Origin of the sequence: Caballeronia catudaia, from assembly GCF_001544755.2 — a bacterium.
GTDB classification, from domain to species: domain Bacteria; phylum Pseudomonadota; class Gammaproteobacteria; order Burkholderiales; family Burkholderiaceae; genus Caballeronia; species Caballeronia catudaia.
Genome location: NZ_FCOF02000047.1, coordinates 25,182 through 48,111, shown reverse-complemented (window position 1 = coordinate 48,111; position 22,930 = coordinate 25,182). Strand labels below are relative to the sequence as shown.

Sequence of the window (22,930 nt, the reverse complement as noted above, 5' to 3'; positions counted from 1 at the left end):
AACTCCGGACGAACCATTCGTCCGAAGTGTTACCCATGTCCTGGAACAGGTGTTACCCATGTCTCCGGTCTATACACTGCTGCAAAGAAAGTAACCAAAGAAACAGCTATCCCCAGCCTAAGCACTCCATGCCGGCCGCGGCACAGAACTAATCTTGTGGTCCGGCAGTAGCGAGTGCCCCCAAAGGTCTTACCGGGCTTGGATCGCGCACGGTCTGCCACATCGCGCCGCACTACTGACTGGTTCAGCACCATTTAGCTCCAGCCCGCTTCGCGGCCGACCGGTCAATCGGGTTTGCGCGTGCTTTCGTGCTGACGGCTCCATCTCACTGCATGTGTGGCCAGTTGGTTTCCCTTGCATACCCGGCGGCAGCGCGTAGCGCTGTGCCGAAGCTATTTCGTGCTGAACCAGCACGCTCAACGTATTAGCTTGTCAGACCGTGCGCGGTCCACGCCCGGCTCAACAATGGGAACACTCGCTACTCTGGGGGCCATTAGGCCAATTGCCTGTGCCGCGGCCGGTGTGAAGTGCTTAGGCTGGGAAAAGCTGCTTTCTTTGGTGACTTTCTTTGCAGCAGCAAAGAAAGTTACCCCCGCCCCGGGGAGGGGCAACGCTAATAGACCGACATCAAAACAGGATTCAACGACAAACAAGCAAACAAACAAACGACTAACAAAATCAAGCCGCCACGCCGACGGCTTCCGTCAACACCTCTTCAAGAATCCCAAGCGCCTCATCGAAAACCGTCTCTTGAATGGTGAGCGGAAACAGAAACCGCACCACGTTCGAATCAACGCCGCAAACAAGCAAAAGCAATCCGCGCTCAAGCGCCCGCGTCTGCACGAGTTTGGCGAACGCGGCGTCGGCATCATGCGACCCAGGCTTGCAGAATTCGACCGCGATCATCGCGCCAGGCCCGCGCACGTCGGCGATTTGCGGCACATCGGCCTTGAGCGCCCGCAGCTTCGCCTTGAGCTTGTCACCGAGAACCACAGCACGCTCGCAGAGCTTCTCTTCGTCGATGATGTCGAGCACCGCGTGAGCCGCCGCCACCGAAAGCGGGTTGCCCGCATACGTGCCGCCGAGACCGCCCGGCGCGGCCGCATCCATGATGTCCGCGCGTCCGACGACACCCGACAGCGGCATGCCGCCCGCCAGCGACTTCGCGATCGCCATCAGATCCGGCACGACGTCGTAATGCTCCATCGCGAAAAGCTTGCCGGTGCGCGCGAAACCGGTCTGCACTTCATCGGCGATCAGCAGAATGCCGTGCTCGTCGCAGATCTTGCGCAGGCCGCGCACGAATTCGACAGGCGCGGGATTGAAACCGCCCTCGCCCTGCACGGGTTCGAAGATGATCGCCGCCACGCGCGCAGGTTCGATGTCCGCCCTGAACAGATGGCCGATCGCGCGCAGCGATTCGTCCACCGATACGCCACGCACAGGATTCGGAAACGGCGCGTGATACACGTCCGACGGGAACGGCCCGAAGCCGGTCTTGTAAGGCGCGACCTTGCCAGTCAGCGCCATGCCCATCAGCGTGCGGCCGTGAAAGCCGCCCGTGAAAGCGATCACGCCCGGACGGCCCGTCGCGACGCGCGCGATCTTCACCGCGTTCTCGACGGCCTCCGCGCCCGTCGTGAAGAACGCCGTCTTGTTCGGATACCGGGTCGGCGCGCGCGCGCCGATCCTTTCAGCGAGCGACACATACGACTCGTACGGCACGATCTGATACGCGGTGTGCGTGAAGCAGTCGAGCTGCGCGCGGATCGCCTCGACGATCTTCGGATGACGATGCCCCGTGTTGCACACCGCGATGCCCGCCGCGAAATCGATGAAGCGCCGTCCCTCGACGTCCCACAGTTCGGCGTTCTCGGCGCGTGCCGCGTAAAAATCGCACATCACGCCGACGCCGCGCGGGGTCGCGGCGTTCTTCCGGGCTTGCAGGGCGGCGTTCTTCAGGGTCGTGGTCACGGCGGGAATCTCCTTGGCGCTGTGTCGGATGAGGTCGGTAAGGCTGAATCGAACAGAGCCGACTATAGTAAGATTTGGCCCGTAAGATCAGATCCATTTGAATAAATAAATAGGAGCCAATCTGATGTCCACACGCGCAAGCGTGCTCTCCGACTGGCTCGCGCAGCGCATCGACCGCGGCAACGGCCAGCCGATCTACCGCCAGTTGCACAGGCTTTTGCAGCAGGCGATCCTCACGCGCGAGCTCGCGGCCGGCGCGAAAGTGCCGTCGTCGCGGCTGCTCGCGGCGGAGCTCGGCATCGGGCGCAACACGGTGACGCAGGTGTACGAGCAACTGGCGCTCGAAGGCTACGTATCGTCGGCGACGGGGCGCGGCACGTTCGTCGCGGACAGCGCGCCCGACGACATCCTCTTCGACGACGCACCTTCGGACGCCGGCACGCGCACCGCCGCGCAATCGACGCTTTCCGCGCGCGGGACGCGGCTGATCGGGGGCGCGGGCGTCTCGAAGCGCCAGGGCGGCGCGTTCATGCCGGGCGTGCCCGACGTGTCGCGGTTTCCGTCGCGCGCATGGAACCGCCTGCACGCGAAATACTGGCGCAAGCCGCGCCCCGATCTGCTGACCTATGCGCCCGGCGGCGGCCACGCGGGTCTGCGCCACGCGCTCGCCGACTATCTGCGCACGTCGCGTTCGGTGCGCTGCACGCCGGAACAGATCGTCGTGACGACCGGCATTCATCAATCGATCGATCTCGCCGCGCGCCTGCTCGCGGATTCCGGCGACACCATCTGGACCGAAGACCCGTGCTACTGGGGCGTGCGCAGCGTGCTGCAGGTTTCCGGACTTGATCTGAAGGCGATTCCAGTCGACGCCGAAGGCATCGCGCCGGCGCCCGCCGATCTCGCCGCGCCGCCGAAGCTGATGCTCGTCACGCCATCGCATCAATATCCGCTCGGCATGGTGATGAGCCTCGCGCGCCGCCGCATGCTGCTCGAATACGCGCGGCAGCATCGCTGCTGGATCATCGAGGACGACTACGACAGCGAATACCGTTACGGCAGCCGGCCGCTCGCCTCGCTGCAGGGCATGGACACGGCCGGGCAAGTGATCTATGTCGGCAGCTTCGGCAAGACGCTGTTTCCGGGGCTGCGCATCGGTTATGTCGTGGTGCCGGAGGCGCTCGCGGAGAGCTTCGCCACGGCGAGCGCCGAGTTGTATCGCGAAGGGCAACTGTTGCAGCAGGCGGTGCTCGCGGAGTTCATCGGCGAGGGGCATTTCACGTCGCATATCCGGCGCATGCGCGCGCTCTACAGCCAGCGGCGCGACACGATGCTCGCGACGATCGCCCAGCGCTACGGCGACACGTTCGCCATCGCCGGCGGCGATGCCGGGCTGCATCTCGTGCTGAAGCTGCCGAAACACGTCGATGATCGCGCGCTGGCCGCCGCCGCGCTCGCGGAGGACATCGTCGTGCGGGCGCTGTCGGGTTATTACGCGCATCGGCCGGACGCGGAATCCGGCTTGCTGATCGGTTACGCATGCGTGCCGGACGAGGACATCGCGCCGGCTTTCGCGAAACTGGCCGATGTGATCGACCGCTTTTTGCGCTGATTTCGCCCGAATAGTCGAAAAGTTTGCGCCAACACTGGAAAGCGGCGCGCATGTGGAGGATCATGTGCGCCGTTTTCCATGTACCGCATCGAGGGTTTTTCCATGACGACAGCTTCATCCGGCCGACACTTCACCGTCATCGCCGATCTCTCCGACGACGCGCCCGCGCTGCGCGAGATCCGCCACGACATCCACCGTCATCCGGAACTCTCGTACGAGGAGACGCGCACCGCGGCGCTCGTCGCCGGGCGGCTGGAGGAATGGGGCTGGACCGTGACGCGCGGCGTCGGCGGCACGGGCGTCGTCGGCACATTGAAAGCGGGCGACGGCGCGAAGAGCATCGGCCTGCGCGCCGACATGGACGCGCTGCCGATCATCGAGCAGAGCGGCAAGCCCTGGGCGAGCGAGACGCACGGCAAGATGCACGCGTGCGGCCACGACGGCCACACGGCGATGCTGCTCGGCGCCGCGCGCCAACTCGCGCGCACGCGCCGCTTCAACGGCACGGTACATCTGTACTTTCAGCCGGCGGAAGAGCACGGCGTGCCGAGCGGCGCGCAGAAGATGATCGAGGAGGGCCTGTTCGAGCGCTTTCATTGCGACGCCGTGTTCGGCGTGCACAATCATCCGGGTGCGCAGCCGGGCACGTTCCTGTTCCGCAAGGGGCCGTTCATGGCCGCGGGCGATCAGGTGTCGATCGTGATCGAAGGCGTCGGCGGGCATGCGGCGCGTCCGCACCTGTCGGTCGATCCGGTGGTCGTCACGGCGAGCATCGTGATGGCATTGCAGACGATCGTCGCGCGCAACGTCGATCCGGCGCAGCCGGCCGTCGTCACCGTCGGCTCGATGCATGCGGGCACGGTCAACAACGTCATTCCGAATCGCGCGACGCTCGAGCTTTCGGTGCGTTCGTTCAACCCGCAGGTGCGCGAGCTGCTCAAGCGCCGCATCACGGAACTGGTCGAAGCGCAGGCCGCGAGTTATGGCGCGAAGGCGACGGTCAAGTATCTGGAAGGCTATCCGGTCGTCGTTAATTCGGACGCGGAAACGGAATTTGCGATCCAGGTGGCGCGCGAACTGGTGGGCGAGGAAAACGTCGTCGCGCACGCGGATCTGCTGATGGGCAGCGAAGATTTCGCGTTCATGCTGCAGGAACGGCCGGGCTCGTTCCTGCGCATCGGCAACGGCGCGGGCGAGGACGGCTGCATGGTCCACAACCCGCATTACGATTTCAACGACAGGAATCTGCCGGTCGGGGCGGCTTACTGGGCGCGGCTGGTGGAGCGGTTCCTCGCGTGACCGGAAGCGTCACGCCGGCAACCTGAAACTCCCGATCGCCTCGCGCAGCACATCCACCTGATCCTTCAGCGAATGCGCGGCGGCGGCCGCTTCTTCGACGAGCGCGGCGTTCTGCTGCGTCACCTGATCCATCTCGACGACCGCGCGGTTCACCTGCTCGATGCCCGCGCTCTGCTCGCGCGACGCGTGGCTGATCTCGTCGAGAATCTCGTTCACGCGGCGCACCGACTGCACGATCTCGGTCATCGTCGAGCCCGCGTTCGACACGAGCGACGCGCCTTGCCCGACCGTCTGCGTCGACGTTTCGATGAGCGCCTTGATCTCCTTCGCCGCCGTCGCCGAGCGCTGCGCGAGGCTGCGCACTTCGGCCGCGACGACCGCGAAGCCGCGTCCCTGCTCGCCGGCACGCGCCGCTTCGACAGCGGCGTTCAAAGCAAGAATGTTCGTCTGGAACGCGATGCCGTCGATCACGCCGATGATGTCGCCGATCTGCTGCGAGCTTGCCGTGATGCGCGTCATCGTGTCGATCACGTCACCGACGACGCCGCTGCCGCGCGTCGCCACGTCCGCCGCCTGTTCCGCGAGACGCGCCGCCTGCGCCGCGCTTTCGGCGTTGTTCTTCACGTTCGCGGTCATCTGGTCCATGCTCGACGCGGTCTGCACGAGCGCCGCGGCCTGTTCCTCGGTGCGCTGCGACAGGTCCGTATTGCCCGCCGCGATCTCCGAAGCGCCGACGTTGATGTTCTCGGTGCCGTTGCGCACCCGCGAAACCGTTTCGACGAGACCGCGCTGCATCACGCTCAGTGCATGCAGAAGGCTGGTCGTATCGTCCGGATGGACGTCGACGGTGCCCGTCAGATCGCCGCGCGCGATGCGATGCGCCGCGCCGACCGCGAGTTCCAGCTCGCCGCCGAGATTGCGCCTGATGCTGCGCAGGACGATCAGCATCGCCGCCGTCGCGATGCCGCCGAGCAGCGCCGTGATCGCGAGCCAGCGCAGCGCGCTCGCGTAGAACGCGCTCTGCACGTCGTCCATGTACATGCCGGTGACGAGATACCAGTCCCACTGCGCGAAACGCTGCGAATACGACATCTTGCCGACCGGCTTGTCGCTGCCGGGCTTCGGCCACAGATAGTTGACGAAGCCGCCGCCGGGCTGATCGCCCGCCTTCACGATATCGACGAACAGGCGATTGCCCGCCGGGTCCGTGTAGCCCGACAGATCCTGCCCGTTCATGCCCGACTTGATCGGGTGCATCACCATCTTCGGATGCGAGTCGTTGATGGAGAGATAGCCGTCCGTCCCGTAACGGATTGCGCCGACCGCTTCGAGCGCGCGCTTCTTCGCTTCTTCTTCGGTGAGCGTTTTGTTCGCCGCGAGCGCCGCATAGTGCGCGGTGATCGCGTGCGCCTCGTTGACGAGGGTCTTCAACTGCTCCTTGCGGTCGTCGATCATCGACGTCCGGTTCTGCCACGCTCCGATGATTCCGATCGCGATCAAGCCGATCCACAGCACGGCGATCATCGAGCCGAGCTTCCTGTTCAACGTCATTCTGTTCATATTGCGCCCGTCGCCTCTTTGCGTTGTCTGTCCTCGTGCGACGGCGCATGCCGCCGCATGCCCGCTTTACGGCAGGCTGCGCGGCACATGTAGGGCGGGAACTCCCGTAGGAAGGCGCGGGTGGATCGCTACGTCAAATCATCAGATCAAAGGCGCCGGATCGGGTCCTTGTCGGGCGGTGCATCGGGATGCTGCGGCTCTTCCGGGCGATGCCCCGGCGAATTCGGCAGGAACGGATCGGATTCCGGATCGCGGTTGGGGTCCGCGATGGGGTCCGGAATGGGCGTGGTCTGCATATCGAATTTCATGATGTCCCCCGGAAGGTGGAACGGTGACGCGTTGGGCTCGCCGTTACGCTGATTCGTGCGCCGCCGGCATGTGCAGCGTGAACGGCTCGCCCGGATGCGCGTCGCCGGTTTTCGACAGCGCGGCGCGGGCGCGGGCGGCAATGGCGTCGCTGCCGGTGTCGCGCGGATGCTCGTCGAGCACGATGTGCGGCGTGCCGAGCGCGCGGGCCGTGGCGACGGGCGAGGACGCGGCGGCATCGTCGGACACGAGCAGGCGCGCGTTGGCGATCAACTGCGGCAAGGTGCGCGGTGCGACCGCGCCCGCAAGAAAGAGCGCGGCCGTCTGCATCGCGCCGAGGACGCCCGCGGTGCGCTCGGGATCGGGCGCGTCGCCGACGATCGCGATCTGCCAGCCGTCCGCGGCGAGCTGGTCGGCGACATCGGCGTAGCGCTCGGCGGGCCACGCGGGCGCGTCGTGATGGCTGCCCGGATGGATCAGCACCAGCCGTTCGCGCTCGATGCCGTGGAACGCGGCGAGCTCGTCGTAATCGGCATCGGACGGCGGGCCAGCGTTCGAGCACGGCATGACGCTCGGCTCGTCGGGGACGAGCGCGGGCGCGAGCTCGTCGCTCAGGGTGGAAAGGGGTGTGGCTCGCATCCTGGCTCCTGCAAGTGGCGTGGCCTCGTTTCGATGTCCGCGAAATCGCGGGGGCCGGACGCTTGGCAAGCACCCGTCGTGCCCGCGCCGCCGGCGGCGCGCTGCGCGGGGCGGCGCGTGCGCCGCGGAGACAGATTGCATCCCGCACCGTGACAGTTTGAACGTCGATGACGGCATCTGTCACGGCATTTGTCACGTATTGAAGGTGTCGCAGCGGCGCTCGTCAAGGCGCGGCGATTTTCAGTGCCGATGTAAAAAGCCGCCGCCTCGCGATGGCGAGGCGGCGGCTCGGGCGTGCGGATCGCGCCAGGCGCGCGGCGTTCAGGTTTCCGTGTTGCCGTCGTCGGCAGGCAGGGCTTTCGGCGTGAACGCTTCGGCGCGGCGGCGGATGCCGTCGACTTCGCCGGTCACGAAGGTGCGCTGATCGGCGGCGAGCGCTTCCTGATACGACACGCCTTCCGGCACGCGATGCAGCAGCGCGCGCAATTCGCCTTGCGTGGTCTGCTCGACCGGCTCGTAGTCGTAAAGGCCGAGTTCGAGTTCGGCGCGCTCATGCAGAATGAACAGGCACGACGCGAACACCGCGACGCCGAGCACTTCCTGCGCGCCGAAGCGGAATTCGTGCGGCACCGGCGAAAACGGCAGCCAGGCGATCAGCGCCGCACCCGCGAGCGCCAGCGCGATGGTCGCTTTGAGCAACAGTTGCAGGCGCGCGATGATGCGCTCGCGTTCGGTCTTCAGTTGCCCCGCCGATTTCGGCACGAGCGCAATGAGGGATTGTTGACGGCGTAGTTCTTCGAGCGGGAGAGCGGCCATGAGGTTGTTGTGGGGACCTTCGGTGAGCGCCGGGCGGCGCGACACCGGTATAACGCGCGGCTTACAGGAACGTTGACGGCGCTTTCGACTTGTTTCGTCCTGTTGCTTCCTGTTGCATTTGGACTTTTTTCGACGCTTTTAGCGCGTGCGGTCCTTGACCGGCGTGCGGATGGTCGCGATGCCGTCCGCGATCTGCTGCGCGAAAACGAGCGCCTCGACGATCGTGCCGAAGACTTCCGCGCGCACTTTGTCGTCGGTCAGGCGCATCAGATATGAAGGGTGATAGGTCGGCACGATGATGTGCCCCTTGTGCTCGATAGTCTTGCCGAGATACTCGGACAGCGCCGTGCGATGCCCCGTGAGCGCCTTCAACGCCGTTGCGCCGAGCGCGACGACGACCTTCGGCGCGATGCGCTTCAGTTCTTCCTCGAGCCAGAAGCGGCAGGCCTCGCGCTCGCGCTGCGCGGGCGCGAGATGCGCGCGCTCCTCGCCCTGCGCTTCCCATTTGAAGTGCTTCACCGCGTTGGTCAGATACAGCGATTCGCGCGACAGCGCGGCCTCGGCGAGCACTTCGTCGAGCAGCGCGCCCGCCGCGCCGACGAACGGCTTGCCCTCGCGGTCTTCCTGATCGCCCGGCTGCTCGCCGACCAGCATCACGCGCGCATCGGCGGGGCCGACGCCCGGCACGGCCTGTGTCGCGTTGCGCCAGAGCGCGCAGCGCTTGCACGCGTCGAGCGACGGCGGCTCCGTGAGCAGCGTGCCTTTGATCGGCTCCAGATCCGTGTTGATGGCCACTTCCATCTCGGGCGGCACGTTGCGCGGATGACGGTCGCGCCGCGCATATGGATCGGCGCGGGAGATCAGCGCGGGATCGGTGCGCGCGTTCTCCGGGCTTTTCCAGTAGCGCACCGGCATGTGCGACGCCATTTCGGCGGCATTCTCCTGCGCCGGCGCGAAGGTGCTCTCGTAGTAGGCGAGCCAGAGCGCCTCGATGGCGTCGCCGCTCACGGCCTCGCCGCTCATCGCGGTGTCGCCGAAATCCATCGGCTTTTCTTCCGGCTCGCTCGTGCGGTCCACGCGCAGGAGCGCGCCGTCCCAGAAGGCGGCGCCGTGCGGCGTGGCGATCATCCACGTGGCGTTGCCCATGCGCGTGGCGAAGTGCATCGCGGCGTGCTCCAGCAGGTCGTGCACCGGCTCGAACCAGCTGATGAACTCGGGCGGCCCGAGCGACGAGTCGCGATGCCGGAAGCGCAGCACCTTGCGCATCTCGCGCTCTTCGGCTTCGACCGTTTCGATCATCCGGTGCAGCCGCAGACCGTCCGCGTCCTGCGGCGACGCGATTGCCCGATCGCCCTGCGTCCAGCGCCACAGCGCCTTGTAGAGGAACGGCCAGCGGTCCGGCGCGCGATAGCACGCCGCCGTTTCGAGCATGGCGAGGAATTCGCGCGCGATCTTGACCGGCTTTTTCGCGTTCGGGTCCACCGAGCCGGGCGGGGGCGGAACGATGGAGCCGAACACCGTTGCCGATGCATCGGTTTCTCGCCAGAACACGTCTTCCGGCCGCACGCCTTCCGTGAGCAGGTTGCGCGCTTCGGTACGCCAGGCAGCAAACGACGGATCGAGGATGACGCTTTTCATCGGAGAGGGGAATCAGAAAAGTACTGTATATCCATACAGTAATTCTAGCGATGTCCGCTGCTTTCGGGCAATTATTTGGAGACGGTCGTGCCCTTTTATGTGGCATTCGAGACGGGGAACGATGGGAACGGTCATTGCTGAAATCGATCCATCGCGGCCGCCGATTGCCTTATCGGGCCGGCCGAACAACATCGAACACGGAGCCGACATGCTTGCCATCGTCATCCCTGCCCACAACGAAGCCGCGCATATCGGCGCGTGCGTGGCGGCTGCGCGCCGCGCCGCGGATCATCATCAATTGCTTGGAGAAGGGGCGCGCGTGATTGTCGTGCTCGATAGCTGCACCGACGAAACCGGCGCTATCGCGCGAACGCTCGACGCGGACGTGACGTGCGTCGACGCGCGCAATGTCGGCATGGCGCGCGCGCACGGGGCCGAGCGGGCGCTGGCGCTGGGCGCGCGCTGGCTCGCGTTCACCGACGCCGACACGACCGTCGCGGAAGACTGGCTCGTGCGCCAGCTCGACTGCTGCGCGGACGTGGTGTGCGGCGTGATCGGCGTGCATGACTGGACACCGCATGTCGGCGCGGTGCGCGAGCACTTCGGGCGGACGTATATCGATGCGGACGGGCATCGGCATATCCATGGCGCAAATCTGGGTGTGTCGGCGAAGGCGTATGTGCGCGCGGGCGGATTCCCGCCGCTGGAATCGAGCGAGGATGTGGCGCTCGTCGAGGCGCTCGCCGCGAGCGGTGCGCGCATCGAGTGGAGTGCGTCGCCGCGCGTGGTGACGAGCGCGCGAACGGATTTTCGGGCGAAGAAGGGATTCGGCGCGACGCTGCTGGAAGTCAGCAAGCGCTATCTGCCGATGGGCGCCGACGCCGCCGAATCGTCGAATATGGCGGTGATTGCGGCATGACGCCTCACTTGATCATTTCGACGAGCCGCGGGCAACGAGGAATGCGTTCAGTTGCTCGAACGAACGCCAAGGGCGCCGTGGCCTTGGGATGAGCGAACTCCAGGCGGTAGCGGCCGCCGGCACGCACATCTTGTTCGCAGGAAAGGAGCGTCGCGCCGCTCGACTGCGCAACGGCGTTCCCGGCGTCAGCGCCTCGTGCGCGCCCGCGTCGACTCGGCGACCGCATCGCGCACACACGCCGACATCCGTTCCGACGCGCGCATGCGCGCCGCACTCGCGGGTCTCGCGATGACCAGCGGCTGAATCACCGTCGATTCCTGAATCGGGCACTCGGCCACGAGCGGCGATTGCGTCGCCGCCGGGCTTTGCGTGATCAGCAGCGACACGCCCAGCCCGCTCGCGACCATCGCGCGAACGAGTTCGATCGACGCGGCCCGATAGCGGACCTTCGGCGACAACCCGCATTGCCAGAACGGCGTCATCAGGAAATCGCGGCTCTGCGGCAGGTCGATCAGAATGAACGGCTCCGCCGCGAGATCGCGCAGCGACACGGCGCGCTTGCGCTTCGCGAGGCGCGAGCCTGCCGGCACGAGCCCGTACGGCCGCAGTTCGGCGAGGCATTCCCGCTCGATGTCGCCGGGCAGCCCCACGTCGTACATCAGCGCGAAATCGATCTGTCTCTTGCGCAGCCACGTCTCGAGCTGCGCCAGATCGCCTTCGACGAAGCGCACCGACAGCCGCGGATGACGTTCCCGAGCAAGCTCCAGCGCGCGCGGCAGATAAACCGGCGCGATGGTGCGAAACACGCCGATCTGCACCTCGCCGCCGTCTTCCTCGCCGATGTCATCCGTCGCGAACGCCGATGCCGACGCCAGCAGTTGCCGCGCCTCCGCCAGCTTGCGTTCGCCGAAATGCGTGAGCGTCATGCGCGTGCCCGCGCCGCGCGTGAACAGCGGATCGTCGAACAGCGTTTCGAGTTCGCGGATCGCCACCGAGATCGACGGCTGCGACACGTTGAGCTGATTCGCCGCCGCGGTCGTGCTGCCCAGTTCGGCGGCCGCGACGAAATAGCGTAGCAGCCTCAGCGAGAGAGCCATACGAAAATCCTATAGCCGTTAATTTATTCCGATATTTTATCTAATTGCCCGGCGCGCACAGAATCGAGTCATCGGCCGATTTGGCCTGCTCTTCAGGAGACGATGCCGTGACTGTGTCCAGGCTGCCGCTCGACGGCATACGCGTGATCGATTTTTCCCGGGTGCTCGCGGGGCCGCTGTGTTCGGCGCTGCTCGGCGATCTCGGCGCCGACGTCATCAAGATCGAGCCGCCCGGCGGCGACGACTATCGTGCGATCGGTCCGTTCGCGCACGGCGAAAGCGGCCTCTTCGGGGCCATGAACCGCAACAAGCGCAGCGTCGTCATCGACCTGAAAACGGCGGACGGACAGACGCTCGCGCAATCGCTGTGCGCGCAGGCGGACGTGGTCGTCGAAAACTTTCGCCCGGGCGTCGCCGCGCGCCTGGGCATCGGCTACGAAACCTTGTCGGCGCGGCATCCGGCGCTCGTGTATGCGAGCGTGTCGGGCTTCGGACAGACCGGTCCCGAGTCGCGCCGCCCCGCCTACGACATCATCTTGCAGGCGCTGTGCGGACTGATGGACGCGACCGGCGCGCCCGATGGCGAGCCGACGCTGGTCGGCGATTCCGTGTCGGATGTCGTGAGCGGCATCTTCGCGTCGTGGGGCGTGCTGGCCGCGCTCGTCGCGCGCGATCGCACCGGACGCGGCACGCACGTCGACGTGTCGATGTTCGACGCCACGCTGAACCTGACCGCCGGCCTCGTCGCGCGCTATGCGGCGACGGGCGTCGCGCAGTCGCGTGTCGGCAATCGTCATGCGACCTCCGCGCCGTTCGGCGCGTACCGGGCCGCGGACGGGCACTTCGTCGTCGCGGTGCTCAACAACAAGCTGTTCGCCGGGCTCGCCGATGCGATCGGACAACCCGGACTCGCCGCCGATCCGCGTTTCGCGAGCGACGCGTCGCGCTGTGCGCACGAAGCCGAACTGCGCGCGTGCATCGAACGATGGGCGGCGACGCGCACGGTCGCCGGCGTCAATGCGGACCTCAGCGCAGCGGGCATTCCGGTCGCGCCGATCCAGAGCATCCGGCAGGCGCTCGACAGCGAGCACGCCCGAACGCGCGGCCTGCTCGCCGATGCCGCCGCCGCCGATGGCTCGACGGTGCGGCTGCCCACCCAGCCGCTCAAGTTTTCCGCCTATCCGGTCACGCGCACGACGCGCGCGCCGCGTCTCGGCGAACACACCTCGACGGTCCTCGAAGAGGTGCTCGGTCTCGACGCGGCAACCATCGCAAGCTTTGCGGCACAGGGCGTCATCGCCGAATCCATTCAGGAGAACGATCTTGTATAAGCGACTGGGCGTCAGCGACGCCGACCTCGAAATCGCGGACGCGATCGGCCGTTTCGCGCAGGCCGAACTCGCGCCGCATGCGGCGCAGATCGACCGCGAAGAAATCCCGGCCACGCGCTATGTGCGGGCGCTCGCCGAACTCGGCGTCATGGGCATGAACCTGCCCGAGCGCTGGCAGGGCGTCGGCGCGTCGCCGGCTGCGATCATCCTCGCGCTTTCCGAAATTGCTAAAGCGTGCGCGGCCACGTCGTCGATGATCGGCGCGCACTATCTCGCGACCGACTCCATTCTCATCGGCGGCTCGGATGCACTGCGCGACCGCTATCTGCCGGATGCCGCGACGGGCGTGAAGCTCGGCGCATTCGCGCTGACGGAACCGCAGGCCGGCTCCAATCCGGCGGGCATGACGACGCAAGCCCTGCGCGACGGCGACAGCTATCACATTCGCGGCGTCAAGCATTTCATCTCCAACGCGGACGCGGCGCAGTTCATCGTCGTCTATGCGAAGACATCGGCCGATAAAGGCACGCGCGGCATCAGCGCGTTCTTGGTCGATCGCGACACGCCGGGCGTGACTGTCTCGCCGCCGGAAAAGCTGATGGGCATTCACGGCGCGCCGGCGCACGAAGTCGCGCTCGACTGCGTCGTGCCCGCGGCGAACCGGCTCGGCGAGGAAGGCAGCGGCTTTCGCACCGCGATGAAAGTGCTCGACAACAGCCGCCTCGACGTCGCGGCGACGAGTCTCGGCATCGCCGAAGCGGCGATCGGCGACGCGGTCGAATGGGCGAAGCAGCGCCAAGTCGGCGGCGAGCCGCTCGCGCACAAGCAAGGCCTGCAATGGACCTTCGCCGACATGAAGACGCGCCTCGAAGCCGCGTGGCTGCTGACGCTTCAGGCCGCCGCACGGCGCGCCGCGGGCGAGCCGTTCACCGAGCTGGCGTCGATGGCCAAGCTCTACGCGTCGGAAATGGTGGCGTTCGTCACCGACGCCGCCTTGCAGGTTCACGGCGGCTACGGCTTCACGCGCGAGATGCGCATCGAGCGTCTGGTGCGCGACGCGCGGATTCTGCGGATCTACGAGGGATCGTCGGAGATCCAGCGCACGGTCATCGCGCGTGCGCTGTTCGCGTGACGCGCATCGGCATTCGAAAGGGGAGACGGAACGTGAAAATTCTGGTGGCAGTCAAGCGCGTCGCCGACGCGAATGTGAAAGTGGGCGTGAAGTCGGATCAGTCGGGCGTGGACCTCGCGAACGTGAAGATGTCGGTCAATCCGTTCGATGAGATCGCCGTGGAAGCCGCGGTGCGCCTGAAGGAAGCCGGTGTCGCGACTGAAGTGATCGCCGTGAGCTGCGGCGTCGGCGAGGCGCGGGACACGTTGCGCACCGCGCTCGCGATGGGCGCGGACCGCGCGATCCTCGTCGAATCGGACGCGGAGCTGCAACCGCTCGCCGTCGCGAAGCTGCTCGAGGCCGTCGCGGACAGGGAAGCGCCGCAACTCATCGTGCTCGGCAAGCAGGCCATCGACGACGATTCGAATCAGACCGGCCAGATGCTCGCCGCGCTCGCCGGCCTGCCGCAAGCGACGTTCGCTTCGAGCATCTCGATCGCGGATGGCCACGCGACGGTCTCACGCGAAATCGACGGCGGCGCCGAAACGCTGTCGCTGAAACTGCCCGCCGTCATCACAGCCGATCTGCGTCTGAACGAGCCGCGCTACGTCACATTGCCGAACCTCATGAAGGCGAAGAAAAAGCCGCTCGACACGATCCGGCCGGAAGAACTCGGCGTGGATGTAACGCCGCGTTTGCAGACGCTGAAAGTCAGCGAACCATCCAGGCGCGCCGCCGGCGTGAAGCTGCCCGACGTGCAGGCGCTGATCGGCAAGCTCAAGACCGAAGCCAGGGTTCTTTGAAGGAGACAGGGAAATGACGATTCTGATCATCGCGGAGCATGACTGCGAATCGGTCGATGCGGCGACGCTCAAAACCATCGGCGCCGCGCAGAAGATCGGCACCGACATTGATGTGCTGATCGCGGGTCACGGCGCGCAGCGCGCGGCGGATGCGGCGGCGAAGATCGCGGGCGTGTCGAAGGTGCTGCTGGCCGATGCGCCGCAACTCGAAGCCGGCCTCGCGGAGAACGTCGAGGCGACGGTGCTGCCCCTCGCGTCGCGCTACACGCACATCCTCGCGCCGGCGACGGCCTACGGCAAGAACGTGATGCCGCGCATCGCCGCGAAGCTCGATGTCGCGCAAATCAGCGACATCACCGCCGTCGTCGGCGACGACACGTTCGAGCGCCCGGTCTACGCGGGCAACGCGATCGCGACCGTGCGCTCGGCCGACCGCGTCAAGGTCGTCACCGTGCGCGCCACGAGCTTCGACGCGGTGGCAGCCGTTGGCGGCAGCGCGCCGGTGGAGCGCATCGAGGCCGCGCCCGATTCCGGCCTGTCGCGTTTCGTGAGCCGCGAGGCGACGAAGCTCGACCGCCCCGAGCTCACGAACGCGAGCATCGTCGTGTCGGGCGGGCGCGGTCTCGGCAGCGGCGAAAACTATGCGAAGGTGCTCGCGCCGCTCGCCGACAAGCTCGGCGCGGCGCTGGGCGCATCGCGCGCCGCCGTCGACGCGGGCTTCGTGCCGAACGACTATCAGGTCGGACAGACCGGCAAGATCGTCGCGCCCCGGTTGTATGTGGCCGTCGGGATTTCCGGGGCGATCCAGCATCTGGCCGGCATGAAGGACTCGAAGGTGATCGTCGCGATCAACAAGGACCCCGAAGCACCGATTTTCGGCGTCGCCGATTACGGCATCGTCGGCGATCTGCACGAGATCGTTCCGGCGTTCATCGACGCGATCTGAATTCCGCGGCACAGCGGGCGCGTCACATTCCCTCATGAAGTTCCTCACCGCTCAGGAGACGAGCATGGAACGTAACACCACGAATTCCGCCGGCAATGCAACGCTCATCGAGCGCCGCTCGATCGACTACATTCCCGACGCCGAGCGCCACGGCAATCTCTTCAGCCAGTTCACGCTGTGGTTCGGCGCGAATCTGCAGGTCACGGCGGTGGTCGTCGGCGCGCTCGCGGTCGTGCTCGGCGGCGATGTGTTCTGGTCGCTGATCGGGCTTCTCATCGGCCAGGTGCTCGGTGGCGCGGTGATGGCGCTGCACGGCGCGCAAGGACCGCAGCTCGGCCTGCCGCAGATGATCTCGAGCCGCGTGCAGTTCGGCGTGTACGGCGCGATCATCCCGCTCGTGCTCGTCTGCGTGATGTACATCGGCTTTTCCGCGGGCGGCACGGTGCTCGCGGGACAGGCGATCGGCGAGCTGCTGCACACGGACAACACGACATCGATCCTGATCTTCGCGGCGCTGGTCGTGGTGCTCACCGCGCTCGGCTATCGCATCATTCATGCGATGGGCCGCGTGTCGAGCATCGTCGGCACGCTCGCGTTCCTGTATCTGTTCGCGAGCCTGCTGCACGGCCACGCGCTCGACACGCTGCTCGCCAACCGGCACTTCACCGTCGCTTCGTTCCTGCTCGCGGTCTCGCTGTCGGCGTCGTGGCAGATCGCGTACGGGCCGTACGTCGCGGATTATTCGCGCTATCTGCCGAAGTCGACGTCCGCGCTCAAGACCTTCTTCGCGGTATTCAGCGGCACGGTGATCGGCGCGCAGGTGTCGATGACCTTCGGCGTGCTGGCCGCCGCGCTCGCCGGCGAGCGCTTTTCAGGGCACGAGGTCGGGTTCATCGTCGGGCTCGGCGCGAGCGGCGCGATCGCCGCCGTGCTCTATTTCACGATCGCGCTCGGCAAGCTGACGATCACCACGCTCAACGCATACGGCAGCGTGATGTCGGTCGCGGCCATCGTCACCGGCTTCGGCGGACAGCGCGAGATTCCGGCGCGCACGCGCCTCGTCTTCGTGCTGCTGAGCGTGGCGGCGTCGAGCGCGCTCGCGCTTCTCGGACAGCACTCGTTCCTCAAGGCCTTCTCTTCGTTCCTGCTGTTTCTGCTCGTGTTCTTCACGCCGTGGAGCGCGATCAATCTCGTCGACTACTACTGGGTCACGCGCGAACGCTACGACGTGCCGGCGCTGTTCGACGTCAACGGCCGCTACGGTCGATGGAACGTCGCCGGCATCACGGTCTATGCGCTCGGCGTGCTCGTGCAGATGCCGTTCGTCGCGACGGGCTTCTACACCGGCCCGTGGGTCGACGCGCTCGGCGGCGTCGATGTGTCGTGGATCGTGGGCATCGTCGTGCCGGGCCTGCTGTACTACGCCGTGTCGCGCTTCGCGAAATCGACCGCGCCGGAGAGGCTCATCGTGCCCACCGCGATGACCGACGCCGACTGAAGCATCGTCAGAGCGTCTCCGAGGAAAACCTCGTCTGGCTCGATTCGACCGCGAGCAGGTTCAGCACGAGCAGAATGGCGGCCTGATTCTCCGCGCTGATCGCGATGCCGAGCACGCCGCCGATCCATCGGCCGATCTTGGTCGCGGCGAAATCCGCGCTCTGCGCCGATTTCTTCAACGTGACGCCGAGCCGGACCGCGCGATAGTGGTACGAAGGAATGTGATGCCGCGTCGCGATCCCGAACAGGCCGCCTTTACCGCCCGAGCACCAGCCGAGGGTCCCCGCGAGCACGAGTTGCTCGTACTTGTCGAGATCGTCGATGAAGGCGCGCGCGAGAGCTCGCACGCGCGCTTCGTCGAGGCCGTATTGCATCAACACGGATTCGACCGGATCGTCGACGGCGTGCGCGTGTGCATCGACTTGCTGAACGATGCCGTCGAGCTCCATCGACACGTCGCGCTGATAGCTCGCGCTGCGCAGGCAATCGATCAGAAAGCGCCTGAAATACGTGCATACCGCATAGCCGCTCGATGGCGCGCTCTGTTCGCTCGCGTGCGATTCGCCGTGTCCCGGTTCGAGACGCAGCACTTTCGAATAAATGAATTGCGCGACGAGTTCCTCCTTGTCCTCCCTGAGCGATTGCAGCTCGGGCGGGTGATAGCTGCGCAATGCGCCTTTCACGAGCTTGTAGATGGACGCCATTTCGTCGTGCGACAGTTGCGTGCGCCTGCGCCACAGATCGGTGAGCATCGAAGGCGCGCCCGTCTCGCAGACGGGATTCATAGTTAAGGTCTCCACGTTGTCAATCCCCTCGAATAGGTGGCAACGTCATGAGTATGGTTTTCTCCTATGGAACGACCAATATGAAGTTAGTCATATCCGTTGACTAAACTTTCGGGTAAACCGGTCAAGCAGGCGACCACGAATTGCACAGCGAACGCGCCGTCCCGATTCACAACGTCCGCCCGATGCCTGACGTCACCCGAAGCAAGCAACGCAAAAAGGGGATGACAGATGCATGGCGATCGTGAGCGTGGCGAGATCGACGAGGATCTCGCAAGCGCGCTCTATGCGGCGGACCCCGTATCCTTCATCGCGCACACGTGTTCCATTGCGGTTCTCGGCGCATTCTGCCTTCCAGAGACGCATCCCGGGCGGCCCCTGCTCTGGTGCCTCGTTTTCTATGGGATTGCGAACTGTTTCGCAATTTGCCTATGGGGCTGGCGGCGGCGCGATCCGCTTCGTTTCGACACCCGGCGCTGGATCCGCCTGCACGCGCTGAGAAACGTGATGCTGCACGCAGCGCCCGGCATCGCGATCTGCTTCGCGTTCCGAAGCGAATCCGCCGCGTTCGTCGTTACGCAGGCGGTTCTGCTCGTGACGCTGGCCGCGCTCGCCTATGTATCGAACGGGCTCAATCTGCTCAATCTGTCGGGCGCGGTGCTGACGCTGCTGCTGCCCGTCACCGCGATCAGCCTGCTATGGCCCGATGACGGCCGCTTCGAACTGGGCCTCGTGCTGGCGGTGTTCGTCGCCGCCGTGCACGTGTTCGGATCGCAGTATCGCGGGCTGTTTCGCGGCATCGTCGAGGCGCGCATGCATCAGGAGCGCCAGGCGCAAACCATCGCAGTCCAGAAAAGCGTGATCGAGGAAGCGAGCCTCGCGAAGACGCGCTTTTTCGCGGCCGCGAGTCATGATCTGCGTCAACCGCTGCACGCTATCGGACTCCTCGCGCAGGCGTTGAGCGACAACCGCGCGAGCGCGCAGGAACGCGATGAGTCCGCGCAACACATCATCGCCAATGTCGAGGCGCTGAATCAGCTCTTCAATCAGGTGCTCGATCTCGCGCGCATCGAAAGCGGCGTGACACAGGTCATTCCGCAGCATTTCCGGCTGGCGGAGCTGCTCGCGCGCATCGAGCGGCAATTCCGGCCCGCCGCCGCGGCGAAAGGGCTGGCGCTGCGTATCGCGCCGACGGAAGTTATCGCGTTCACCGATCCGGTGCTGCTCGAACGCGTGATCGGCAATCTGGTGTCGAACGCCGTGCGCTACACCGAGCGCGGCTCGATCTGGATCGGCGTGCGGTACGGCGGCACCGCGCGCTGTCATGTGGAAGTGCGCGATTCGGGCATCGGCATCGAGCCGCACGAGCATGCGCTCGTTTTCGAGGACTTCTATCAGGCGCCGCTGCCGCAACATGCCGCGCGTCAGGGCCACGGGCTCGGACTCGCGACGGTGCGCCGTCTCACGCGCCTCCTCGGCGGAGAACCGATACTGCGTTCCGGGCCCGGCCGCGGCACGACCATCCGCGTGCCGGTCCGGCTCGGCGATGCGAGCCTAGCGACATCGAGTCTGTGCGCGCCGTTATCGATTGGCGGATGCATCGAAGGACGCCGCGTGCTGTGCGTCGACGACGATCCCGCGAACCTCGACGCACTCGGCGCGTTGCTCGCGCGCTGGGGCTGCATCGTGCGCGGCTGCCGCGACGAACTCGCCGCCGTGCGTGCGATTTCCGACGGCTTCGTCCCCGATGCGCTCCTGTGCGATTACCAGCTCGATCGCAACGGAACCGGCGCCGAGGTGCTTCAGGCGGTGCGCGAGGCGTTGCGGCGGCGCGGGCATGGCGAGCCGGCGAGCGTGGTGATCACGGGCGACATGGCGTCGCCCGGACTTGCGGCGCTCGCGGCCGAAGGCGTGCCGATCCTTCACAAGCCCGTCACGCCGACGCGCCTGCGCCGCACGCTCGATGCGCTGCTGCAGGCGCGCGGACAGGACGCGGCGGCGTGAATGGCGTGACCGGCGGCATCGGCGGCATCGGCGGCATCGGTCAAAGCGTGCGCCCGCTTTGCAGCCAGCCGTTGATGAGCGCGATCGCCGACGACCGGTTGTGCACGCCGAGCGCCCGGAAAATCACCGAAAGATGCACTTTCACCGTGCCCTCGGCCACGAGCAGCTCACGCGCGATCATCTTGTTCGTGCAGCCGCGATGCACGAGCCGCATGATTTCGCGCTGCCGCGGCGAGAGGTTTTCCATTAGATGCAGATGATGCGGCGCGAGCGCGGCGGCCGACGCATGCGTGACGGGGCGCGGGCGCTCGGCGGCTGTCTGACGGGCGAGCCGCGCGGGCGTCGGATCGATGAGGCTCAGCGCTTCGATCGGCACATACGCGCCGCCCGACAGCACCAGCTCGATCGCCTTGACCATCACGTTGGCGGGTTCGCGCTTCGGCACGAAACCGAGCGCGCCGGCGGCGAGCACGGCGCGCATTTCATCGACCGATTCTTCCGCGGACAGCACCACGAGCGGCAGCGCGGGGTTCGCTTTCAGCAGCGCCGTCAGCGACGCCGCGCTCGCCATGCCCGACATGTGCAGATCGACGATCGCTAGATCGTGATTCGCTTCCGGGCGCGCGGCGGCGGCGAGCGTCTCCCAGTTGTCGGCTTCGTCGAACTGCGCGTCGGGATCGATTCCACGCAACAGGGATTTGACGGCCTGGCGGATCAGTTCATGGTCATCGGCGACGAGAAACCTCATGTTTTCTCCCGCTAGGGCGCGTTCAGCGCTCGCATTTCATTGGGTATCGTCGACGCACAGGTCCGGATCGCTCACGACGCAATCGGCGCTCGGGATCATCGGACCGCCTCGCACGCGCACGCCGCTTTCTTTCGCGGAAATCCGGAGTCCTTTGGGCAGCAGCACCCACATCTGCGCGGGCTGCTTGATCCGGCTCGCCTGCTGTTGCGCATGCGGCCCGGTGCCGAGGAAGTAGTCGGCGCGCACGGCGCCGCGTATCGCGCCGCCCGCGTCCTGCGCCATCAAGAGACGCGTGACGGACGCCGCGCCCTCGCTCGCGTCGATGAAAACCGGCGCGCCGAGCGGCGTCGTGCGCGGATCGATGGCCGCCGAGCGTCCCGCGGAAAGCGGCACGCCGAGTGCGCCGATGGGGCCGGCGGGCGAATCGGGAATCATGCGGAAGAACACATAACTCGGGTCCGATGCAGCGTAGGTGTAGCTGATCGGCGGCGCGTTCGCGAGCGATGGCGCTGCGGTTTTCGCCGCGAGGACGGTTCCGACCGTCGTCGCAGACGGCGCCGATGGCGCACTCACGCGCGCCGGATGCGCGGCGGCGCTCTTCGCGAGATTGAAGCCGCGCAAAAGCGGCGATTCCGGCGCGGAGTCGGCATCGCCGTGCGCGCTCGCGGAAGGCGGGTCCTGCGCGCCGCGCAGCAATGAGGACTGGGGCGCATCGTCGGAAGCGTCGCCGCCGTCGTTGTTTTGAGTGATCCGAGTGCTCACGGTGCCTTCTTCAAGGTCGATCTCGACGCCCCGCACCAAAATTCTGCGACCCTTCGTTCCCGCGCTGGCGACGCGCGGGTTGAACGCAAAACCGTTCTGTTCCGCATAGGCGAGCCGGATGACGGTCTTGCCGTCCGGCAACACGATCTTTCCGGCACCCTGCAACTGCATAGAATAGAGCATCGCGGGGTCTTCCACATAGGCGAGCACGGGGGCCTTGCTCAAACCGCGCTCGATCTCCGCGCGCGAGTAGTAGGGCACGATATTCGCCCCTTCGCGGCGCAATCGCAGCTTCTTGTCGCGGATGTCCGGCACCGTATCGCCGACGCGAAGCGTGTACGTCTTGCCGCTCATCGAAACCGTCGACAGCGGCACGACGTTGCGGCCTTCGATGCGCGCCGGGACCGGCATGCCGCGTGCGCCGGGCGGCAGACGCCGCGCGTCGAGAAACAGCAGGTCGGTCGGCACGCCATAGACGGGGTAGACGAACGGCGGATGCCGCTCGCGGCTGCCTTTCAGAATCGGTTCGTAATAGCCGGTCAGCACGCCGCGCGCGGATTTATCGACATTGCGTATCTGGTAGACCGTGAAGTTGTCCTCAAAAAACCGGCGGATGGCGGCGCTGCTGGCCGCATCGACATTGCGCGACGCGGCGCACGGCGCGGCCCATCCCGGCTTGCCGCCGAGCACGCCACAACTGCGCCGGAACGCATCCCACGATTCGGCGACGTTATCCGCGCCCCATCCGGGCAGGCTCGAGAACGGCACGGGCGTGTAGAGCGCGTTCTTCGTCGCAAACGCCGTCGCGCTGCCGCCGATCGTGGCCGTTGGGCTCGCCGGCAACGGATTCGCGATGCCCTGTTCGGAGCCCGTCGCGCTGACCATGCGGGCGTCGTCATCGGTCGATCGGGATGTCGCCGAAGCGGATGCGTCGTCCTGCGCGACGGGCGTGTGCGGCGCGCCCGCGCATCCGGCGAGCGCCACGGCCACGAGCGCGGCGAGTGCATTGAGCGCGGCGCGTTCGCCGCAGGTGATCGACAGCGGCTTCGTTCGTGTTGCCATGATGCCCTCGTCTCGCGACCG

At 66.3% G+C, this 22,930-nt stretch carries 19 protein-coding genes; 9 read left to right on the top strand and 10 right to left on the bottom strand.

The window, feature by feature from the left end; translation table 11 throughout:
* Window positions 1–678: 678 nt before the first annotated feature.
* Window positions 679–1,962: a 4-aminobutyrate--2-oxoglutarate transaminase gene (gene gabT, locus AWB75_RS30690; protein ID WP_061127781.1), complete on the bottom strand. Its 1,284-nt coding sequence runs from the start codon at window positions 1,960–1,962 to the stop codon at window positions 679–681.
* A 136-nt stretch (window positions 1,963–2,098) separates the two neighbouring features.
* Between gabT and pdxR the strand changes: the two genes are divergently transcribed.
* Window positions 2,099–3,586 carry a MocR-like pyridoxine biosynthesis transcription factor PdxR gene (pdxR, locus tag AWB75_RS30685; protein WP_061127771.1) on the top strand — a complete coding sequence of 496 codons (1,488 nt, stop codon included), beginning with the start codon at window positions 2,099–2,101 and terminating at the stop codon, window positions 3,584–3,586.
* A 102-nt stretch (window positions 3,587–3,688) separates the two neighbouring features.
* Complete coding sequence (locus AWB75_RS30680) at window positions 3,689–4,885, top strand: M20 aminoacylase family protein (RefSeq protein ID WP_061127780.1); 1,197 nt, start codon at window positions 3,689–3,691, stop codon at window positions 4,883–4,885.
* Between the two features lie 9 nt (window positions 4,886–4,894).
* On the opposite strand, the gene AWB75_RS30675 is transcribed toward AWB75_RS30680, so the two are convergent.
* The 5 genes from AWB75_RS30675 to AWB75_RS30660 all read right to left on the bottom strand — a co-directional run bounded on the left by AWB75_RS30675 (window position 4,895) and on the right by AWB75_RS30660 (window position 9,844).
* Window positions 4,895–6,436, bottom strand: coding sequence for a methyl-accepting chemotaxis protein (locus AWB75_RS30675; RefSeq protein ID WP_061127770.1), 1,542 nt, complete (start codon window positions 6,434–6,436; stop codon window positions 4,895–4,897).
* A gap of 155 nt (window positions 6,437–6,591) precedes the next feature.
* Complete coding sequence (locus tag AWB75_RS38250) at window positions 6,592–6,753, bottom strand: hypothetical protein (RefSeq protein WP_200823057.1); 162 nt, start codon at window positions 6,751–6,753, stop codon at window positions 6,592–6,594.
* A 43-nt stretch (window positions 6,754–6,796) separates the two neighbouring features.
* Window positions 6,797–7,390, bottom strand: a complete 594-nt coding sequence (locus AWB75_RS30670) for a glycosyltransferase family 9 protein (RefSeq protein ID WP_061127769.1) — start codon at window positions 7,388–7,390, stop codon at window positions 6,797–6,799.
* A gap of 321 nt (window positions 7,391–7,711) precedes the next feature.
* The gene (locus AWB75_RS30665) at window positions 7,712–8,206 is read right to left on the bottom strand and encodes a hypothetical protein (protein ID WP_061127779.1); all 495 of its coding nucleotides are present in this window, start codon (window positions 8,204–8,206) and stop codon (window positions 7,712–7,714) included.
* A 138-nt stretch (window positions 8,207–8,344) separates the two neighbouring features.
* Entirely contained in the window at window positions 8,345–9,844 is a 1,500-nt protein-coding gene (locus AWB75_RS30660; protein WP_061127768.1) for a UdgX family uracil-DNA binding protein, read from the bottom strand.
* Between the two features lie 208 nt (window positions 9,845–10,052).
* Between AWB75_RS30660 and AWB75_RS30655 the strand changes: the two genes are divergently transcribed.
* A complete protein-coding gene (locus AWB75_RS30655; protein WP_061127778.1) occupies window positions 10,053–10,763 on the top strand; it encodes a glycosyltransferase in 711 nt (236 codons plus the stop codon).
* 185 nt (window positions 10,764–10,948) lie between these two features.
* On the opposite strand, the gene AWB75_RS30645 is transcribed toward AWB75_RS30655, so the two are convergent.
* Complete coding sequence (locus AWB75_RS30645; protein WP_061127767.1) at window positions 10,949–11,860, bottom strand: LysR substrate-binding domain-containing protein; 912 nt, start codon at window positions 11,858–11,860, stop codon at window positions 10,949–10,951.
* Window positions 11,861–11,967: 107 nt separating this feature from the next.
* Here AWB75_RS30645 and AWB75_RS30640 point away from each other — a divergent pair, with 107 nt between their 5' ends.
* From AWB75_RS30640 to AWB75_RS30620, 5 genes are all read left to right on the top strand, one after another.
* Complete coding sequence (locus AWB75_RS30640; protein WP_061127766.1) at window positions 11,968–13,191, top strand: CaiB/BaiF CoA transferase family protein; 1,224 nt, start codon at window positions 11,968–11,970, stop codon at window positions 13,189–13,191.
* Complete coding sequence (locus AWB75_RS30635; RefSeq protein ID WP_200823056.1) at window positions 13,184–14,323, top strand: acyl-CoA dehydrogenase family protein; 1,140 nt, start codon at window positions 13,184–13,186, stop codon at window positions 14,321–14,323. Before AWB75_RS30640 ends, AWB75_RS30635 begins: the two co-directional genes overlap by 8 nt.
* 32 nt (window positions 14,324–14,355) lie before the next feature.
* The gene (locus tag AWB75_RS30630; RefSeq protein WP_061127765.1) at window positions 14,356–15,105 is read left to right on the top strand and encodes an electron transfer flavoprotein subunit beta/FixA family protein; all 750 of its coding nucleotides are present in this window, start codon (window positions 14,356–14,358) and stop codon (window positions 15,103–15,105) included.
* A 13-nt stretch (window positions 15,106–15,118) separates the two neighbouring features.
* Window positions 15,119–16,051, top strand: a complete 933-nt coding sequence (locus AWB75_RS30625; RefSeq protein WP_061127764.1) for an electron transfer flavoprotein subunit alpha/FixB family protein — start codon at window positions 15,119–15,121, stop codon at window positions 16,049–16,051.
* A gap of 64 nt (window positions 16,052–16,115) precedes the next feature.
* Window positions 16,116–17,549: a purine-cytosine permease family protein gene (locus AWB75_RS30620; protein WP_061127776.1), complete on the top strand. Its 1,434-nt coding sequence runs from the start codon at window positions 16,116–16,118 to the stop codon at window positions 17,547–17,549.
* Window positions 17,550–17,556: 7 nt separating this feature from the next.
* On the opposite strand, the gene AWB75_RS30615 is transcribed toward AWB75_RS30620, so the two are convergent.
* Window positions 17,557–18,333: a hypothetical protein gene (locus tag AWB75_RS30615; RefSeq protein ID WP_061127763.1), complete on the bottom strand. Its 777-nt coding sequence runs from the start codon at window positions 18,331–18,333 to the stop codon at window positions 17,557–17,559.
* A 231-nt stretch (window positions 18,334–18,564) separates the two neighbouring features.
* Between AWB75_RS30615 and AWB75_RS30610 the strand changes: the two genes are divergently transcribed.
* Entirely contained in the window at window positions 18,565–20,337 is a 1,773-nt protein-coding gene (locus tag AWB75_RS30610; protein ID WP_061127762.1) for an ATP-binding response regulator, read from the top strand.
* A gap of 40 nt (window positions 20,338–20,377) precedes the next feature.
* Here the strand turns inward: AWB75_RS30610 and AWB75_RS30605 are convergent, their stop codons facing one another.
* The gene (locus AWB75_RS30605) at window positions 20,378–21,085 is read right to left on the bottom strand and encodes a response regulator transcription factor (RefSeq protein WP_061127761.1); all 708 of its coding nucleotides are present in this window, start codon (window positions 21,083–21,085) and stop codon (window positions 20,378–20,380) included.
* Between the two features lie 36 nt (window positions 21,086–21,121).
* A complete protein-coding gene (gene mltA, locus AWB75_RS30600) occupies window positions 21,122–22,909 on the bottom strand; it encodes a murein transglycosylase A (protein ID WP_061127760.1) in 1,788 nt (595 codons plus the stop codon).
* Between the last annotated feature and the right edge of the window lie 21 nt (window positions 22,910–22,930).

What these genes read in the sequence shown, in the direction of transcription:
- pdxR (WP_061127771.1), top strand. Translation starts at nt 2,099, where the DNA reads ATGTCCACACGCGCAAGCGTGCTCTCCGACTGGCTCGCGCAGCGCATC.
- AWB75_RS30680 (WP_061127780.1), top strand. Translation starts at nt 3,689, where the DNA reads ATGACGACAGCTTCATCCGGCCGACACTTCACCGTCATCGCCGATCTC.
- AWB75_RS30675 (WP_061127770.1), bottom strand. Translation starts at nt 6,436, where the DNA reads ATGACGTTGAACAGGAAGCTCGGCTCGATGATCGCCGTGCTGTGGATC.
- AWB75_RS38250 (WP_200823057.1), bottom strand. Translation starts at nt 6,753, where the DNA reads ATGAAATTCGATATGCAGACCACGCCCATTCCGGACCCCATCGCGGAC.
- AWB75_RS30670 (WP_061127769.1), bottom strand. Translation starts at nt 7,390, where the DNA reads ATGCGAGCCACACCCCTTTCCACCCTGAGCGACGAGCTCGCGCCCGCG.
- AWB75_RS30665 (WP_061127779.1), bottom strand. Translation starts at nt 8,206, where the DNA reads ATGGCCGCTCTCCCGCTCGAAGAACTACGCCGTCAACAATCCCTCATT.
- AWB75_RS30660 (WP_061127768.1), bottom strand. Translation starts at nt 9,844, where the DNA reads ATGAAAAGCGTCATCCTCGATCCGTCGTTTGCTGCCTGGCGTACCGAA.
- AWB75_RS30655 (WP_061127778.1), top strand. Translation starts at nt 10,053, where the DNA reads ATGCTTGCCATCGTCATCCCTGCCCACAACGAAGCCGCGCATATCGGC.
- AWB75_RS30645 (WP_061127767.1), bottom strand. Translation starts at nt 11,860, where the DNA reads ATGGCTCTCTCGCTGAGGCTGCTACGCTATTTCGTCGCGGCCGCCGAA.
- AWB75_RS30625 (WP_061127764.1), top strand. Translation starts at nt 15,119, where the DNA reads ATGACGATTCTGATCATCGCGGAGCATGACTGCGAATCGGTCGATGCG.
- AWB75_RS30620 (WP_061127776.1), top strand. Translation starts at nt 16,116, where the DNA reads ATGGAACGTAACACCACGAATTCCGCCGGCAATGCAACGCTCATCGAG.
- AWB75_RS30615 (WP_061127763.1), bottom strand. Translation starts at nt 18,333, where the DNA reads ATGAATCCCGTCTGCGAGACGGGCGCGCCTTCGATGCTCACCGATCTG.
- AWB75_RS30610 (WP_061127762.1), top strand. Translation starts at nt 18,565, where the DNA reads ATGCATGGCGATCGTGAGCGTGGCGAGATCGACGAGGATCTCGCAAGC.
- AWB75_RS30605 (WP_061127761.1), bottom strand. Translation starts at nt 21,085, where the DNA reads ATGAGGTTTCTCGTCGCCGATGACCATGAACTGATCCGCCAGGCCGTC.
- mltA (WP_061127760.1), bottom strand. Translation starts at nt 22,909, where the DNA reads ATGGCAACACGAACGAAGCCGCTGTCGATCACCTGCGGCGAACGCGCC.